Raw genomic sequence first — 16,050 nt, forward strand, 5'->3', positions numbered from 1 at the left:
TTCTCGCCTGCCTTGGGTATGTCAGCGGAGCACCAGGATGCCACCTGGCAGGCGGGTGAGCTCGGTCCCCGTGACCTTGCTCAAGGCCTGGACGACCGCTTGCGGATCGTCGAGCCGGTAGTTGCCACTGACCTGCTGCTGGGCGGCGGCATCGTTGAACAACAGGATCGGTGCCCGGTAGTAGCGCCGCAGCTCGTCCAGCACCTGGGCCAGCGGCATGTCCTGGAACGATAAGCGACCGTTGAGCCAGGCCATCTGCCGTTCACTGCCTTGCAGGTGCAAGGCCTGCAGGTGCCGGTCTTCCAGCCGTTGCCAGTTGCCGGCCTGCAACAGGCTCTGTTCGCCGTTGTCGCTGGCCAGGCGCACCCGGCCTTCACGCACCGCCACCGTGACGGCCTCGTCATGACGATTGACGCTGAAGCGCGTGCCGACCACGGTGACCGTGGCTTCGCCGGCGTCGATGATCATGGGCCGGGAAGGATCGTGAAAGGCTTCGACATAGAGCTCGCCGCGCAGCAGGCGGATGCGCCGGTGGTCGCCGTCGAACGCGGTGCTGATAGCGCTATGGCTGCCCAGGACGACATGGGAGCCGTCGGCCAGGTCGAATGCCTGCACCTGGCCCACTCCGGCCAGGTGATCGGCTTGCAAACGCATTGGCAAGTCGCTGATCCAGCCCGCGCCGAGCATCAGCAACAAGGCTGCAGCCACCGCCAGCCAGCGGCCAGTGGCGGGCTGGCGGCGTACCGGGAGCGGCGCGGGAGGCAGCTCCAGATCCAGCGCCAGATGCTCCAGGGCCTGCTCGAAGGCGGTGGATTCCCACAGTGCTTGCAATGCCTCATAGGCCGCAGCGTGTCGTGGATCGGCGTTGCGCCATTGTTCGAAGCGCTGGCGCAGCAGTGGGTTGCCGGCCACCGCCTCGCGCTGGGCGAACCAGTCGCTGGCCTGTTCTCGCACCGCATCGCAGGGCAGGGCGTTGCTTGGGTGTTCAGTCATCGGGGTCGTGCCGGTCGGTGGCCTTGAGGCAGGCGTTGAGTGCATGGCGCAGGTCCTTTTCCACCGTGCTCAGGGAGACCTGCAGGCGCTGGGCGATCTCGCCTTGGGAAAGGCCGTGCAGTTTATGCAAAACCAGGATTTGTTGCTGGCGCTTAGGCAGGGTGGCCAGTACCTGCTGCAGCAATTGCAGCTGCTGCTGGCCCTGTACGTGGCTATCGGGACCCGGCGCGGCGGTTGGAACCTGGTTGATCTGGTGATCGTCGCCCAACTGGTATTCGAAACGGCGCTTGCTGCGTTGGCTACGCAGATGATCGAAGGCCAGGTACTGGGCCGTCTGGTAGAGAAACGGTTGCAGATGCTCGATGGAGCGAGTGTTCAAGGCCTTGGCCACCCGCAAGTAGGCTTCCTGGGCCAGGTCTTCGGCCAGGCTGGAACAGCCGACCACGCGCGACAGCATGCGGATCAATGCACCGCGCTGGGCGACGAACAGCGTGCTGAGTCGTTGTTGGTTGTCTCCGGTCACCATCGCCCATGGTCCTCGCTACGCCGATGCGGTACCAGCGTGAATGGGCGGCTATTTTAATGAGAATCCATATCATTACCAGTGGCTAATCCAGTCATGCTCAAGGTTTTTGTCGTGCTGGCATCCAGTGGTTGGCGCTGGGCTGGCCGCGGAATGTTTTACTCGCTCGATGGTCGATTCAGCATGGCTCCCGCCGACTTGCCAGCAGCGCGATGGGGCGGGGTGGTTAAGGTTCACCAGGACGAATCGATCATGCATCTGATTGCCAGGATCATCTGTTTTTGCTTGCTGCCCTTGACTGTTTCAGCCTGGGCGGCCGAGTCGCCGGCGGTCCGGGCCGCTGCCGAGGACAAGGCCCAGGCCCTGGAGCAGAAGGCCGCGGACAAGCAAAGCCCGAAGACCGCGCCCGAGGCCGCTCCCCTGAGCAAGAGCGAAGCCCAGGCCGTCGATCCGGCGGGCCAGGCACCACTGGACGATGCCCTGACTTGCCTGTCGCGGACCCTCTATTGGGAAGCCAAGGGCGGCGAGACCGAGGACATGGAGGCGGTGGCCGATGTGGTGCTCAATCGCCTGGGCCACGAGGGGTTTCCCGGGACGGTGTGCGAGGTGGTCAAGCAGGGTTCGCAGAAGAGCCCTTGCCAATTCTCCTGGTGGTGCGATGGCCGTCCGGACCAGGTGGAAGAAGAGCAGCGCTACAGCGTTGCCAAGGAGATTGCCCGCAAGGCCTTGAACCAGCAGCTCAAGGACCGCACCGGCGGTGCGCTGTACTTTCACGATCGCAGTGCTTCGCCGGATTGGGCCCGGACTTACATCAAGACCGTCGAGATCGGCAGCTTCCTGTTCTACCGGCCCAAGGATGTGGCGGCCCGCTAGCGCACGGCGCTAGGGCGTTGGCAGGTGCTGGCGCTGCCAGCGCTTGGCCAGTGCCCCCAGGCGCTGGCCGACGGACTGCTCGAAGGCTTTCCCATGCACCCGCTCCAGCAGCCTTGTGCAGAGCCCGTGGTCGAGGGGAAACCCTTGTTCCAGCCACTGGGCCGCACACCGTGGCCAGTAGGGCGAGCCGGAGTCCAGGGCGGTGAGCAGCAGCTCGCGCAGCGATAGCGGCTCGGGCAGCGGTGCATCGATCCTCAGTTCGGCCACTGCGCCGGGCAGGTCGGCCATGACCCTGGCCCAGGGACGTTCCAGCAGCGGCAGCAGCCAGACATAGCTGAATTCCCGAGTCATGGCTGCTGGGGGAATTGATCGGTGATGGTGTGCCAGTCGGCTTTCGTGGCCACGCAGTGGTGCTTTTGCCGTGGCGCGGTAAAGACGGTGTCCAGGGTGGCGATGGCGATCGACAGCCAATCGGCGAACTGGCCCCCGGCGTTGTGCCAGAACAGTGAAGAGCCGCATCGCCCACAGAACTGGCGCAGTACCCCGGGTGAGGACTCGTAGGCCTTGAGCGCAGCGCCTGGGTCGTCGATGGCGAGATGGGCGCGCAGGGTGCTGGCGTAGGTGGCGAAGGCGGCCCCATGGCCCTTGCGACACTTGCGGCAATGGCAGTGGGTGACGGCCTTGAGTTCGCCGTGGACCTGGTAGGTCACGGCGCCACACAGGCAACTGCCTTGATGGGGGTTCTGCATGTTCATCTCTTGCTTGAAGGGGAAGGGCCTTGGGGCGGTATTGTCATCGCAGGCAAGGTCTTGCTGGAGCTCGTTGCCTGGCAGTCCCCGCGTCGTGGGGAGCGACATAGTGATCCAGGCACTCCATCGCCTCAATCCCCTCGCTCCATTCTGGTATCGGTGTGCCGTGGGGGTGTTGCTCCAGCTTCAAGGCAGGTCCAGGCATTCTAACCGGGCTCACTGACGGATAACCTGTAGGCATCGGTCGCAGGCTCAGGGTGAAGGGAGGGACAAACATGCAGGGACTGGAACATCGCATTCCGCCACCGGCGATCGCGCTGCTGTGCGCGCTGCTCATGGCGCTTGTGGCCTGGGGGACGCCGGGGTTGGAACTGGGCCGCGGACTACGCCTGGCCTTGGCCTTGCCGTTGGTATGTGTTGGCGTAGGAGTGGCGCTCGCTGGCGTGGTGTCGTTTCGCCGGGCCAGGACCACGGTCAATCCGCTCAAGCCGGGGAACGCCTCGGCGCTGGTCACTTCGGGCATCTATCGCTATACCCGCAACCCGATGTACGCAGGTTTCGCCCTGTGCCTGCTGGCCTGGGGCCTGTACCTGGCCAACCCCCTGGCGCTGTTGGGCGTGCCAGGGTTTGTGCTGTACATGAACCGCTGGCAGATCGGCCCCGAGGAGCGTGCCCTGGGGCAGTTGTTCGGCAGCGATTTCACGGCCTACCAGCAGCAGGTGCGCCGCTGGCTGTGAACGCGCGTGCAGGGTGGGTTCAGGCGGCCTGGACCTGCAGGTGCAACTGGCCATCGGTTTCCCGAGCCAGCCCGCTGGCCAGGAACAACGGCACCAGGCGCTGGTGCAGTTGTGGTTCGACGAACTCCTTGACCGTGGCCAGTTCCAGTTCGCCAGGTACCAGCAGCTCGGCCTTGGTGTAGGACAGCCAGGCCTTCTTCAAGGCTTGCAGCACATCGCTACCGGCGGTGGAGGCAAAGCGGCGGCTGGCCACCTGGCCGGAAAACTCGAAGCTGTGGCGGTATTCGTAGCCACCCTCGTCGCCCTGGCTGGCCACGCAGCGGCCGCAGGCACAGGGACCGTCGGCGAAGGCGGCGCGCAGGTAGGCATTGAACTCGACGATGGGCTTGAGGGCCAGGCGCTTGTCGACTTCGAACAGGTCCCCGGTCATTGTTGCTTCACTGCTCAAGGTCATTTTCCTCATTGGCTGGCGGTGTATTTCTCAAGGGGCGCACCATAACAGCACGATCGGCGCACGGGTACCTTTGTCACCGGTCGGTAGCGTCGAACCCGGCCTGGCCACCTGCTAGGCTGCAAGCCTTGTGATCAACGTGCGCCCAGGCGCACCCCGAGCCTGAGAGGAAGCCTATGTCGATCCATGCTGTGACCGTCACCTGTTTCGCCCAGATGCTGCATACCCTGGAGAGCCTGCTGGCCAAGGGCGAGGAGCATGCCCGGGAGCTGGGTTTCGACCCGCAGAACCTGCTGGATGCGCGCCTGGCCCCGGATATGTACGATCTGGCGGCGCAGGTGCGTTTTACCTGTACCCAGGCCCGGGAAGCGGTGGAGCGCCTGAGCGGCCAATCGGTCAGCACACTGCCGACGCCGGCCAACATGGCCGAGGCCAAGGCACTGATCCGCCAGACCGTGGCGTTTCTCGCCGATGCCGATGGTCGATTGATCGATGACAGCGGTGCGCGGGCCGTGGCTATCGAACTGCCCAACGCCATCGCCTTCGACATGACTGGCGAGGAGTACGCGCGTAACTGGGCCACGCCACAGTTCTATTTCCACCTGGTCACCGCCTACAACATCCTGCGCCACAACGGCGTGCCGCTGGGCAAGGCCGAGTACGCGCAACACATGTTCGCCTACCTGCGCCAGGCCCCGGTCGCCGGCTGAGCCGTGACCTTGGCCAGTGCCTACAGTGCCGGGCGCTGCAGCTTCACCCATTCCTGCACCGCCGGGCGCTGCCATTGGCGCTGGGCGTAGTCCACCAGGTTCGCCGGTACCGGGTCGCCGTTGAGCACCAGGCGGTTGAGCATCAGCGCCAGGTCGACATCGGCGATGGACCAGGTGTCGAACAGGTACTGGCGCCCGTCCTCCAGCAGCGCTTGCGCCGCATCGATCAGCTTGGCCGCGGCCACCTGGGCCTGGGCCGACAACGGCTCGCCGCGCTGGCCGTAGAACACCACCAGGGTCGAGCGCTCCTGGCGGATCGGCAGCAGGTCGCTGCGCAGCCAGGCCTGTACCTGGCGGGCCTTGGCCCGTTGGCGTGGCGTGTTGGGATAGACCGGGACCTGGGGGAACAGCTCTTCCAGGTATTCGGTGATGGCCGAGGATTCGGACAGCGCGAACCCTTCATGGATCAGCGTCGGTACCCGTTGGGTCTGGGACAGCCGGGCATAGTCCTGGCTGCGGTTCTGTTCGGCGTCGAGGTCCAGCGGGAGCATTTCGAAATCGATGCCTTTCTCCCGTAGCGCCACGAATACGGACATGGCATAGGGGCTGGTGAACTGGGCATCGACGTACAGGCGCGGGCGGGAAGCGGTCACGGCATGATCTCCAATGGGGGTGTGGACACGCTAAGAGATCCCGGGCGAGAAATACAATGCACGATTTTCATGGGCCTATTCTTCGCTGGAATACTGCGCCGAGCGCCAGCTCGCCGATACGCGACCTGGCGGTACGCCCCCATTGCCGGATGACCCGTGCGCAGCCGGCCGCGTGCAGGGGATGGGCGCTCCACGTGTCGGTGCGCAGCGCTTGCCTGGCTAGATGTCCCGGCCCAGAAAGCTCTCGCGATCCACGGGTTTGTCCTTCGCTCGGGCCAGGCGCTTGAATACGCGGCCGTCGATGGCCACCAGGCCCAGGGTGATCAGGGTCATGCCCAGCAGGTGCTTGGCGTGCAGGTGTTCGCCCAGTACCAGGGCGCCCAGCACGATGGCGCTGACCGGGATCAGGAACGTCACCAGCATCAGGTTGGTGGCGCCGGCGCTGGCCAGAATGCGGAAGAACAGCACGTAGGCCAGGGCCGTGGACAACAGGGCAATGCCCAGCAAGGCGGCCCACACCGGCAGGCTCGGCAGGGCCAGGGTCCAGGGGCGGTCCACCAGCAATGCCAGGGGCATCAGCAACAGGCTGGAGGCGCAGACCTGGCCGGTGGCGCTGGGCAGCGGAGCAATGCCCATGGCCTTGAAGCGCCGACCGAAGATTCCGGCCAGGGCATAGGACAACGCTGCCCCCAGCACGGCCAACTGGGCGCCCGACTGCTCACCGAGGCCGGCCAGGGCATCGGTGCCGATCATGATCGCCACGCCGATGAACCCCACCGTGACACCGGCCAGCTTGTTGCCGGTGAGTTTTTCATCGGCGGTCAGCAGGTGGGCCACCAGAACCGCGAACAGGGGGGTGGTGGCATTGAGGATCGCCGCCAGGCTGCTGGCGATGTGGGTCTGGCCCCAGACGATCAGGCTGAAGGGCACCAGGTTGTTCAGCAATCCCATGCCGAGGAACGCTTGCCACGCCTGGCGGTCGGTGGGCAGTTTCAGGCCCGTGATCCGCAGCACTGCCAGCAGGGCAAGGGCCGCCAGGCACAGGCGCAGCAGGACGATGGTCAAGGGCGGCAGCTCCTTGACGGCGATACCGATGAAAAAGAACGAACCGCCCCACAGGACGGACAGCACCAGCAACTGGCCCCATTGCGAGGCGCCCATGACATTCTGCCTGGTCATGCCTGTAGCTCCCGTTTGCCGATCGATGATTGAGTCTTGCTCGGATTTTTCGTCGAGTGCTTGCACTTGATATCGTGCTGAGGCCAATTATTCTGGGAGCTTCCAGTTGCTGACAAACCAGCATTTTTCGCTGGATGATTAAGGAGGGCTAAATCATGAGCATGGAGTTGCCGTCCCTCGTCGCGTTACGTGCATTCGAAGCCACGGCGCGCCACCTGAGTGTGACCCTGGCGGCTGGCGAGCTGCACGTCACTCCCGGTGCGGTGAGCCTGCAGATCAAGGAACTGGAAGCGGCCCTGGGCGTGACGCTGTTCGTGCGTCGGCCCCGGCGGTTGCTCCTGACCGCTTCCGGCGAAGAGTACTTCGCCACCTTGCGGACGGCGTTTCGCATGATCCGCGAAGCCACTGTCGAGCTGGTGGGGCGCACGCGCCTGGAGGTGCTGGTGCTCAGTTGCACGCCGAGTTTCGCCGTGCAATGGCTGGTGCCGCGCCTGGGGCAATTCGAGGCAAAAAACCCTGGGGTGGATGTACGCATCAGCGCCTGCAACCGGGTGCTCGACCTGGCTCGCGATGGCATCGATCTTGCGGTTCGCCATGGCTTTGGCCGCTACGACGGCCTGGTCAGCGAGCGCCTGCTCGACGATCAACTGGTGCCGGTGTGCAGCCCGCAGTTGCTGGGCCCGGAGGCCCTCCTGACACTGGCCGAGCTGGCGCGCCTGTGCCTGCTGCATGACGAGCATCGCCATGATTGGCGCCTGTGGCTCGAGGCGGCAGGCGGCGCGTCGCTCGATGAGCATCAGGGGCGGGTGTTCGTCGATAGCAACGGGGCCATCGAGGCGGCGAAAGCTGGCCTCGGCGTGGCCCTGGTCCGCCGCTCGCTGGTGGCGCGGGAGCTGGCCGAAGGGACGCTGCTGGCGCCCATGGCACAGGGCATCGCCAGCGATCTGGCCTACTACCTGGTGTATCCGGCCACTGCCCTCGAACGCCCGGCGGTGGCGGCATTGCGCGAGTGGATGCTGATGGAGGCGGGGGGCGTTGTTACCGGTGCTGCTTCGCCGTCCTGAGCGATTCGATTGGCAATGAACGTCGTTCAACTGTTGTACAAGGAGTCAGCTGTGCCGCTATTCGAAACCCCACGCCTTATCGGGCGCCCGCTGTCTCGCGAGGACTTGCCGGCACTGACGGCAATCCTCAGCGACCCTTGGGTGATGAAGCATTCCCTGCGTGGCGTGTGCGATGAACAGGCCACCAGCCGGTTCATCGACGAGTGCCTGGTTTGCTACGCCGAACAGGGCATGGGGCCCTGGGCCCTGGTGGAGAAGGGCACCAGCGAATTGGTGGGGTTCTGCGGAGTCAGTCCCGAACAGGTGGGCGGGGTCCAGGAAGCCAACCTGGGCTATCGCCTGGCCCGGCGTTTCTGGAACCGCGGCCTGGCCACCGAAGCGGTGCGTGGCGTCCTGGCATGAGTCTTCGCCCCACCGGGCCTGGACTGCGTGGTGGTCATTATCGAACCGGACCATGGTGCGTCCTTGCGAGTCGCCGAAAAGGCCGGTTTCAGTGAGTACCAGCAGATACAGTTCCATCAGCGTCCGGTGCGGTTGTATCGCATGGGTGGCCAGCATTGGCAGGCACTTTGCCTTGACGGTTGAGGCGGCATGCTGGCCCCGCGGTTCCCGAAGATTCGCCAAAATCACTTTAATTTCAGGTGGTTAGGTGACCGCAAAATGCGCCATGTGTTGATTACGCTGACTTCGCTTGCCTTGATCGGCGGGGCGTGCAGCGCCCAGGCCCGGGAGCTGGCGGCCAATGACCGGTATGTCTGCAGCTGGGGCGCAGGCACGGCTGCCAGGGCCCAGGAGCTGAAGTTGTCCGGCGTATCGCTGTATGCGGCGCGGCAGAAGATCCAGGTCTACAAGTTCAGCAAGGGCTGGATGCGCATGATGGCCCTGGGCATCACCGAGCAGACCTACGACAGCCCGTCGCGGATCAAGCCCGAGGCGTTGCGTAAAAGCTTTTACGATGACTGCTTGAGGTATAAGTTGGCCCGTCGCTGATTGACCGAGGCCGCTATGACTTCCCCCGCCTATTTCATGCAACAGGCCCTGCTTGCCGGGCGCCAAGCGTTGCCCGGCTGCTTGCCCAATCCACCGGTGGGCTGTGTGCTAGTGCAGGGCCAGCAGATCGTCAGCCAGGGTTTCACTCAGCCGCCAGGCGAGCATCATGCCGAAGCCATGGCGTTGGAGCGCTGGCCGGACGACTGTAGCGGGCTTACTGCCTATGTCACCCTCGAGCCTTGTTCCTTTCAGGGGCGCACGCCGGCTTGCGCGCAAGCCTTGGTGCAACGGGGCGTGGCTCGAGTGGTGGTCGCGATGCTCGATCCTGATCCGCGCAATGCCGGGGCCGGTATCCGCATTCTTCGGGAGGCGGGGATCGAGGTCCAGGTAGGGCTTTTGGGCGCGCAGGCCAAGGAGGATCTGCGGGCCTATCTGCTGGCAGACGCACCTTGAGCCTGATTCAGGGCGCGAAGCCCCGAGCGCCATGGTGACCCAGGCCGCCCGGGTCGCGGCGATCATCGCCGCCGATCCGCTGCGCCGCCGTTTGCTGCAGCAGGTTCGGGCCCTGGGGCTTGGCGATTGCTGGATCGGCGCCGGATTCGTTCGCAATGCGGTGTGGGACCACCTGCACGGCCGGGCTTGCTCGCCCCTGGACAGCGATGTGGATGTCATCTGGTTTGATCACCGGCGCTGTTCTGCCGAGCTCGATCGACAACTGGAGCAAGTGCTGCTGGCGGTGCATCCGGGCGTGAAGTGGTCGGTGAAGAACCAGGCCCGCATGCATATGAAAAATGGTGATAGTCCTTATGAGTCCAGTGCCGATGCCATGACTCACTGGCCGGAAACCGCCACTGCGGTAGCGGTCAGGCTCACTGCCGACGACACCTGCGAAGTGTGCGCACCTCTGGGCCTCGACGATTTGTTGCAACTGGTGATCCGGCCGACGGCAGGGTTCACGCGGGACAAGCGACCGATCTTTCTGGAGCGGCTGGGTTCCAAGCATTGGCAGGGCAAGTGGCCGTTGCTCAGGTTGGAAGCCGGCTGAACACCTGAGCAGTGCCTGGATGGGGTTTGGGCGACGGATATCGATTCTTTGTCATGAATATAATTTGTGATGATCAGGATTAAAATGAGTTTGTCTCACTCGCGCCGTGCTATCGACAATGGCTGCCATTCACACAATGGAGTTGTCTGTCATGGCTTTGGCTCATTCCCTCGGATTCCCGCGCATTGGCCGCGACCGCGAACTGAAAAAGGCCCAGGAAGCGTTCTGGAAGGGCGAACTCGATGAGGCTGGCTTGCGCGCCGTGGGTCGCGAGCTGCGCCAGGCGCACTGGGCACTGCAGAAAAACGCCGGCATCGAGCTGCTGCCAGTGGGCGACTTCGCCTGGTACGACCAGGTCCTGACCCATTCCCTGATGTTCGGCGTGGTCCCCGAGCGGTTCCGCCCGCAGAACGGCCCGGCTACCCTGCAGACCCTGTTCGGCATGGCCCGTGGTGTCAGCGACACCTACTGCGGCGGTGCCCATGCCCAGGAGATGACCAAGTGGTTCGACACCAACTACCACTACCTGGTCCCGGAGTTCAGCGCCGACCAGCAGTTCCAGCTGGGCTGGGAGCAATTGTTCGAGGAGGTCGAGGAAGCCCGGGCCCTGGGTCACCAGGTCAAGCCGGTGGTGCTTGGTCCGCTGACCTACCTATGGCTGGGCAAGGCCAAGGGCAGCGAGTTCGACAAGCTGGAGCTGTTGGAGCGCTTGCTGCCGTTGTACGGGCAGATCTTCCAGCGCCTGGCGGCGCAAGGCGTGGAGTGGGTGCAGATCGATGAGCCGATCCTGGTGCTGGACCTGCCGCAAGAATGGAAGAACGCCTTCGAGCGGGCCTACAACCTGATCCAGCGCGATCCGTTGAAAAAGCTGCTAGCCACCTATTTCGGCGGGCTTGAGGAGAACCTCGGCCTGGCCGCCAACCTGCCGGTGGACGGCCTGCACATCGACCTGGTGCGCGGCCCTGACCAATACCCGAGCATTCTTGACCGCCTGCCAGCCTACAAGGTGCTGTCGCTGGGGGTGGTCAACGGCCGCAACGTCTGGCGCTGTGACCTGGAAAAGGCCTTGGCGACCCTGCGCCATGCCCAGGAGCGGGTCGGCGAACGGCTGTGGGTGGCGCCTTCCTGCTCCCTATTGCACAGCCCGGTGGACCTGGCCCGGGAAGACCAGCTCGATCCTGAGCTCAAGGGCTGGCTGGCCTTCGCCGTGCAGAAGTGCGAGGAAGTGGCGCTGCTGGCCCAGGCCGTCAACCAGCCGCAGGCGCCGACCGTCCTCAAGGCCTTGGAGCACAGCCGTGGCGTGCAGGCCAGCCGGGCCACCTCGCCGCGGATCCACAAGCCGGTGGTGCAGGCGCGGGTGGCGGCGATCACCGCCGGGGACAGCCAGCGCCAGTCGCTGTTCGCCCAACGGATCGCCAAGCAGCGCGCCGGCCTGGCCCTGCCGCTGTTTCCCACCACGACCATTGGTTCGTTCCCGCAGACAGCCTCCATCCGCCTGGCGCGCCAGTCGTTCAAGCAGGGCAAGTTGAGCGTCGCCGAATACACCGAGGCCATGCAGAGCGAGATCCGCCATGCGGTGCAGATCCAGGAACGCCTGGGCCTGGACGTCCTGGTGCATGGCGAGGCCGAGCGCAACGACATGGTGGAGTATTTTGCCGAGCAGTTGGACGGCTACGTGTTCACCCGGTTCGGTTGGGTCCAGAGCTACGGTTCGCGCTGCGTCAAGCCAGCGGTGATCTTCGGCGACCTGAGCCGCCCCCGGGCCATGACCGTGGAGTGGATCCGCTATGCCCAGGGCCTGACCGACAAGGTGATGAAGGGCATGCTCACCGGCCCCGTGACCATGCTGATGTGGTCGTTCCCCCGGGAGGACGTATCCCACGAGGTCCAGGCGCGACAGTTGGCCCTGGCGATCCGCGACGAGGTGGTGGACCTGGAAGCCGCCGGCATCCGCATCGTGCAGATCGACGAAGCGGCGTTCCGCGAAGGCCTGCCGCTGCGTCGGGCGCAATGGCAGCACTACCTGGACTGGGCCACCGAGGTGTTCCGCCTGTGCGCCTGCGGGGTGCGTGACGAAACCCAGATCCACACCCACATGTGCTACAGCGAGTTCAACGATGTGATCGAGTCCATCGCGGCCATGGACGCCGATGTGATCACCATCGAGACCTCGCGCTCGGACATGGAGCTGCTGGAGGCCTTCGAGGCCTTCGCCTACCCCAACGAGATTGGCCCCGGGGTCTACGACATCCATTCACCGCGGGTGCCGGATGCCTCGGAAATGGCCAACCTGCTGCGCAAGGCCGCCAAGCGCATTCCTGCCGAGCGCTTGTGGGTCAACCCCGATTGCGGCCTGAAGACCCGTGGCTGGCCGGAGACCGAGGCCGCCCTGGTGCACATGGTCACCGCCGCTCGCCAGTTGCGCAAAGAACTGGCCTGAGCGCTGCTGCGCGACCTGCTACCGGAGTTCCATGGGGGCTCCGGTTTTTCGGCTGCTCTTGAGAGTCGGGCGACTCAAGCGTGCGAGGGCCTGGGGCGGCATCTGATCCGTATTTTTCTTGTTCATCTGCATCTGTTATCAGCACAGCCGAGCTTCGAAAATGGCACACCCGCCCGGCTTCTGGCTGTAGAGCGGGCCCGCTGCACCCTAATGTTCAGGAGGTCCGATGACCAAGATGGCGTTGTTCTTGTTTGGGTTTCTGGTCTTGACCATCACTCTCGGTGCGCTTGCCACTATCTCCCCGACCTGAATCAAGGTCGCCCAGGCGGCGGTAGCTCGCTCTTAAGGCGTGCTGCCGTTCCAGCCTCGAGTTTCTCCATTTTTTTGCTGAATGCCGCTCATCTTCCTTGGTCATGGACGTTGCAGCCGAGCAACGAGTTGCGCCACCCTGGCGGCCCTTCGTTGCAATGGACTGCCGACATGAATCCTAGCTTTTCCTTCCCCAGCCACCGGCCATCGATGGGCGAGGGCGGTCGATGATCTCGGCCGCGGCGTCACTCGGGCATTACTTCTTCTACCTGCTTCCGGGCCTGGGGCTCTATGCCCTGTGGTTCGGCCTGACTCCCAGGCACCTGGTGGGGCTGCGTATTGCGATCCTGCTGCTGGGGTTCATCCTGCTGCGGGATGTGATGACACCGTTGCAGTTCTGGTCGTTGGGCCCAGGTGCGCAGATCGGCTTTATCGCCAACCCCCTGGTGTTGGCGGGCCTGGGGTTGTTGTCGCTGGGTACGCTGGCCTGCCTGGCGCGAATCGCTCCCGAGCTCTGGGCCCTGGTGGTCTGGGAACGTCGTGGGTGGTTGGTGGGGCTGGCCCTGGGGTTGTTCGCCGGGTTGGCCCTGGGGCTGCCCTTGCGCCTGCATGCCGGTATCGGCCTGGAGCAGGCAAGTGGCTCCTGGCTGCTGGGCATGGCATTGCTGGCCCTGGGTGGCAATGCCCTGGAGGAAGTGCTGTTTCGAGGCCTGCTCCAGGGGCATCTGGAGCAGGCCTGCGAGCCGTGGCGGGCGGCATTGCTCAGTGCCCTGGCGTTCGCTGCCTGCCATGGTTTCCTGGCTTTGAGCGTCACCGGCGTGGGCTGGCCGGTGCTGCTGTTCACGCTGTTGGAAGGGCTGGTGTGCGCAGGCTTGCGCCTGCGCCACGGAGTACTGGCAGCGACCGCGGCCCATGCCACGGTGATCTGGTTGATCGCCGTGCCGATGTGAGCGGTGGCTGGTGGCCTATTTGGAGAACTTGCGCGCGCCGACGACGCAGAGGATGACCGCGATCGTGACCCCGAGCATGCCCAGGCTGACCTGTTCATGCAGCAGGCCGGCGGCCAGGCCCAGGCCGAAGAACGGCTGCAGCAACTGCAATTGGCCGACGGCGGCAATGCCGCCCTGGGCCAGCCCGCGATACCAGAACACAAAGCCGATCAGCATGCTGAACAGCGAGACATAGGCCAGGCTGGTCCAGGCCGGCAGGCTGATGCCGCTGAATGTAGCGGGCAGGGTGAACAGGCTCAGGGCGATCATCAGCGGCAAGGACAGCACCAGGGCCCAGGAGATCACCTGCCAGCCGCCCAGGGTCCGCGACAGCTTGGCGCCCTCGGCATAACCCAGGCCGCAGACCAGCACCGACAGCAGCATCAACAAGTCACCCTGGGGCGAGGCCGTCAGGCCCTGGGCGAAGGCGTACCCCATTACCAGCAAGCTGCCCAGGATCGAGAACAGCCAGAACACCGGGCGTGGCCGCTCACCGCCGCGGATCACCCCGAATACCGCAGTGGCCAATGGCAGCAGGCCGAGGAACACGATGGAGTGGGCCGAGGTCACGTATTGCAGGGCCAGGGCAGTGAGCAGCGGAAAGCCCAGGACTACGCCCAGGGCGACGACCGCCAGGGGCAGCAGTTGCTGCTTGCTCGGGCGTCGCTCCTTGAACAGCAGCAGGATCGCCAGGGCCAGCACCCCGGCGATGGTGGCGCGGGCGACGGTGAGGAACAACGGATCGAATTCCGCCACCGCGACCCGGGTCGCCGGCAGCGAGCCGCTGAAGATCAGCACGCCGAGAAAGCCGTTGAGCCAGCCGCTGGAGGTTTTTTCCAGCACGGGGGATTGCAGGTTCGATGTCCGTTCCATTGAAGGGGTCTCGTTTGGGAGGGCAAATTCAGGCCGGCACTGAGGTGGGCCTTGCGTCTGGCTCATCCTAGGATCGAGAATCAGCACAATCAAAAAATTGTCATGGATACAGCGCCTATGGCCCGTGCTCGCTACAAGCAACTGGTGGACAGCTTTGCCAGTGATATCCGCAACGGTGTGCTGGCTCCCGGCACCCGCTTGCCCACCCATCGCGAACTGGCAACCAGGGAAGGGCTGGCCCTGGTGACCGCCTCGCGGGTGTATGCCGAGCTCGAGGCCATGGGGCTGGTCAGTGGCGAGGCCGGTCGCGGCACGTTTGTCCGCGAGACCGCCTTGCCGCCAGGGCAGGGGGTGGACCAGCAGGCCACCGCAGCCGGCACCCTGGACCTCAACTTCAACTACCCGGCCTTGCCCGGGCAGGCCGAACTGTTACGCGGTGCATTGCGCCAGCTGGCCTCCAGTGGCGACCTGGAGACCCTGCTGCGCTATCAGCCCCATGCGGGTCGACTGCATGAGCGGGCCCAGGTGGCGCGGTACTTGGCCTGTCGTGGCTTGCCGGTGGAGGCCGAGCGGGTGCTGATGGTCAGTGGCGCCCAGCATGGTTTGTCGATTGCCGCCATGGCATTGCTCAAGCCCGGCGATGTGGTGGCTACCGATGCCTTGACCTACCCGGGCTTCAAGGTGGTGGCGGACGCCCATGGCCTGGAATTGCTGGCCATTCCACTGACGCCGCGGGGACCTGACCTTGCGGCCTTCGAGCGCCTGTGCCGGCAGCGGCGGGTGAGGGCGGTGTATGCCATGCCGACCTTGCACAATCCCATGGGCTGGGTCCTGGACCTGCCCTGGCGCCAGCGCCTGGTGGCGATTGCCCGGGAGCAGCGGCTGCTGATCATCGAGGATGGCGCCTACGCGTTTCTCGCCGAGAACCCGCCTGCCCCCCTGGCCGCCCTGGCCCCGGACATCACGCTTTATGTGTCCGGTTTTTCCAAGAACGTTGCAGCGGGCCTGCGGGTGGGTTACCTGGTGGCCCCGCCGGCCTGGACGCAGCGGCTCGAGCGGGCGATCCGCGCCACGACCTGGAGCAATCCCGGGGTGATGAGTGCAATGACCTGCACCTGGCTGGAGGACGGTACCGTGGCCCGCCTGGAACGGGAGAAACGCGAGGATGCGCGCCAGCGCCAGGCGTTGGCGCGGGAGCTGCTGGCGGGCCTGGAGCAGATCGCTCATCCCAACTCCTACTTCCTTTGGTTGCCGCTGCCCGAGGAAGTACGAGCCGATCAGGTCGCCATGGCGTTGCTACGCGAGAATATCTCGGTGTCCACGGCCGAACCCTTTGTCAGTGCCGCACCGGTGCCCCATGCGATCCGCCTGGCCCTGGGCTCGGTGAGCCTGGCGGAATTGCGTGAGGCACTGGTCAAGGTCCGGCAGGTCATCGCGCACTATGCCTATTGAGCACGGACCCGTTGCCGGAG

Annotated in this window: 19 protein-coding genes; 11 read left to right on the forward strand and 8 right to left on the reverse strand. The window is 64.9% G+C overall.

What is annotated here, in order from left to right:
- Window positions 1-21: 21 nt before the first annotated feature.
- Entirely contained in the window at window positions 22-993 is a 972-nt protein-coding gene (locus I9018_RS11305; protein ID WP_241109466.1) for a FecR domain-containing protein, read from the reverse strand.
- Window positions 986-1,519 carry an RNA polymerase sigma factor gene (locus I9018_RS11310; protein WP_068586971.1) on the reverse strand — a complete coding sequence of 178 codons (534 nt, stop codon included), beginning with the start codon at window positions 1,517-1,519 and terminating at the stop codon, window positions 986-988. The genes I9018_RS11305 and I9018_RS11310 overlap by 8 nt, the downstream gene beginning before the upstream one ends.
- A gap of 249 nt (window positions 1,520-1,768) precedes the next feature.
- Here I9018_RS11310 and I9018_RS11315 point away from each other — a divergent pair, with 249 nt between their 5' ends.
- Window positions 1,769-2,389, forward strand: coding sequence for a cell wall hydrolase (locus tag I9018_RS11315; protein ID WP_241109467.1), 621 nt, complete (start codon window positions 1,769-1,771; stop codon window positions 2,387-2,389).
- Window positions 2,390-2,398: 9 nt separating this feature from the next.
- Here the strand turns inward: I9018_RS11315 and I9018_RS11320 are convergent, their stop codons facing one another.
- Both I9018_RS11320 and I9018_RS11325 read right to left on the reverse strand, forming a co-directional pair.
- Window positions 2,399-2,740 (reverse strand): hypothetical protein, encoded by a 342-nt coding sequence (locus tag I9018_RS11320; protein ID WP_068586970.1) that lies wholly within the window; start codon window positions 2,738-2,740, stop codon window positions 2,399-2,401.
- Window positions 2,737-3,138 (reverse strand): GFA family protein, encoded by a 402-nt coding sequence (locus I9018_RS11325; RefSeq protein ID WP_241109468.1) that lies wholly within the window; start codon window positions 3,136-3,138, stop codon window positions 2,737-2,739. Before I9018_RS11325 ends, I9018_RS11320 begins: the two co-directional genes overlap by 4 nt.
- A 275-nt stretch (window positions 3,139-3,413) precedes the next feature.
- Here I9018_RS11325 and I9018_RS11330 point away from each other — a divergent pair, with 275 nt between their 5' ends.
- A complete protein-coding gene (locus tag I9018_RS11330; protein ID WP_241109469.1) occupies window positions 3,414-3,875 on the forward strand; it encodes an isoprenylcysteine carboxylmethyltransferase family protein in 462 nt (153 codons plus the stop codon).
- A gap of 19 nt (window positions 3,876-3,894) precedes the next feature.
- Here I9018_RS11330 and I9018_RS11335 read toward each other — a convergent pair whose 3' ends face one another.
- Window positions 3,895-4,329 carry a hypothetical protein gene (locus I9018_RS11335; protein WP_241109470.1) on the reverse strand — a complete coding sequence of 145 codons (435 nt, stop codon included), beginning with the start codon at window positions 4,327-4,329 and terminating at the stop codon, window positions 3,895-3,897.
- Between the two features lie 173 nt (window positions 4,330-4,502).
- On the opposite strand from I9018_RS11335, the gene I9018_RS11340 reads away from it, so the two are divergent.
- Window positions 4,503-5,036 carry a DUF1993 domain-containing protein gene (locus tag I9018_RS11340; RefSeq protein ID WP_241109471.1) on the forward strand — a complete coding sequence of 178 codons (534 nt, stop codon included), beginning with the start codon at window positions 4,503-4,505 and terminating at the stop codon, window positions 5,034-5,036.
- 20 nt (window positions 5,037-5,056) lie between these two features.
- Here the strand turns inward: I9018_RS11340 and yfcF are convergent, their stop codons facing one another.
- Complete coding sequence (yfcF, locus tag I9018_RS11345) at window positions 5,057-5,689, reverse strand: glutathione transferase (protein WP_241109472.1); 633 nt, start codon at window positions 5,687-5,689, stop codon at window positions 5,057-5,059.
- A 219-nt stretch (window positions 5,690-5,908) separates the two neighbouring features.
- Window positions 5,909-6,868 carry a DMT family transporter gene (locus I9018_RS11350; RefSeq protein WP_241109473.1) on the reverse strand — a complete coding sequence of 320 codons (960 nt, stop codon included), beginning with the start codon at window positions 6,866-6,868 and terminating at the stop codon, window positions 5,909-5,911.
- 155 nt (window positions 6,869-7,023) lie between these two features.
- On the opposite strand from I9018_RS11350, the gene gcvA reads away from it, so the two are divergent.
- From gcvA to I9018_RS11385, 7 genes are all read left to right on the forward strand, one after another.
- The gene (gene gcvA / locus I9018_RS11355; RefSeq protein WP_068586956.1) at window positions 7,024-7,932 is read left to right on the forward strand and encodes a transcriptional regulator GcvA; all 909 of its coding nucleotides are present in this window, start codon (window positions 7,024-7,026) and stop codon (window positions 7,930-7,932) included.
- A 51-nt stretch (window positions 7,933-7,983) separates the two neighbouring features.
- Window positions 7,984-8,334 carry a GNAT family N-acetyltransferase gene (locus I9018_RS11360; RefSeq protein WP_241109474.1) on the forward strand — a complete coding sequence of 117 codons (351 nt, stop codon included), beginning with the start codon at window positions 7,984-7,986 and terminating at the stop codon, window positions 8,332-8,334.
- 258 nt (window positions 8,335-8,592) lie between these two features.
- On the forward strand, window positions 8,593-8,922 hold the full coding sequence (locus I9018_RS11365) for a hypothetical protein (protein WP_124346388.1): 330 nt from the start codon (window positions 8,593-8,595) through the stop codon (window positions 8,920-8,922).
- Between the two features lie 15 nt (window positions 8,923-8,937).
- The gene (locus tag I9018_RS11370; RefSeq protein ID WP_241109475.1) at window positions 8,938-9,375 is read left to right on the forward strand and encodes a bifunctional diaminohydroxyphosphoribosylaminopyrimidine deaminase/5-amino-6-(5-phosphoribosylamino)uracil reductase RibD; all 438 of its coding nucleotides are present in this window, start codon (window positions 8,938-8,940) and stop codon (window positions 9,373-9,375) included.
- Window positions 9,376-9,409: 34 nt separating this feature from the next.
- On the forward strand, window positions 9,410-9,967 hold the full coding sequence (locus tag I9018_RS11375) for a nucleotidyltransferase family protein (protein WP_241110129.1): 558 nt from the start codon (window positions 9,410-9,412) through the stop codon (window positions 9,965-9,967).
- 151 nt (window positions 9,968-10,118) lie between these two features.
- Window positions 10,119-12,407 (forward strand): 5-methyltetrahydropteroyltriglutamate--homocysteine S-methyltransferase, encoded by a 2,289-nt coding sequence (gene metE / locus I9018_RS11380; RefSeq protein WP_241109476.1) that lies wholly within the window; start codon window positions 10,119-10,121, stop codon window positions 12,405-12,407.
- A 536-nt stretch (window positions 12,408-12,943) separates the two neighbouring features.
- Window positions 12,944-13,666, forward strand: a complete 723-nt coding sequence (locus I9018_RS11385; protein ID WP_124346391.1) for a CPBP family glutamic-type intramembrane protease — start codon at window positions 12,944-12,946, stop codon at window positions 13,664-13,666.
- A gap of 15 nt (window positions 13,667-13,681) precedes the next feature.
- Here I9018_RS11385 and I9018_RS11390 read toward each other — a convergent pair whose 3' ends face one another.
- Window positions 13,682-14,578 (reverse strand): DMT family transporter, encoded by an 897-nt coding sequence (locus I9018_RS11390; RefSeq protein ID WP_068586948.1) that lies wholly within the window; start codon window positions 14,576-14,578, stop codon window positions 13,682-13,684.
- A 117-nt stretch (window positions 14,579-14,695) separates the two neighbouring features.
- Between I9018_RS11390 and I9018_RS11395 the strand changes: the two genes are divergently transcribed.
- Complete coding sequence (locus I9018_RS11395; protein ID WP_241109477.1) at window positions 14,696-16,030, forward strand: PLP-dependent aminotransferase family protein; 1,335 nt, start codon at window positions 14,696-14,698, stop codon at window positions 16,028-16,030.
- Window positions 16,031-16,050: the final 20 nt, after the last annotated feature.

Source organism: Pseudomonas sp. MPFS (assembly GCF_022537035.1).
Classification (GTDB): Bacteria; Pseudomonadota; Gammaproteobacteria; order Pseudomonadales; family Pseudomonadaceae; genus Aquipseudomonas; species Aquipseudomonas sessilinigenes.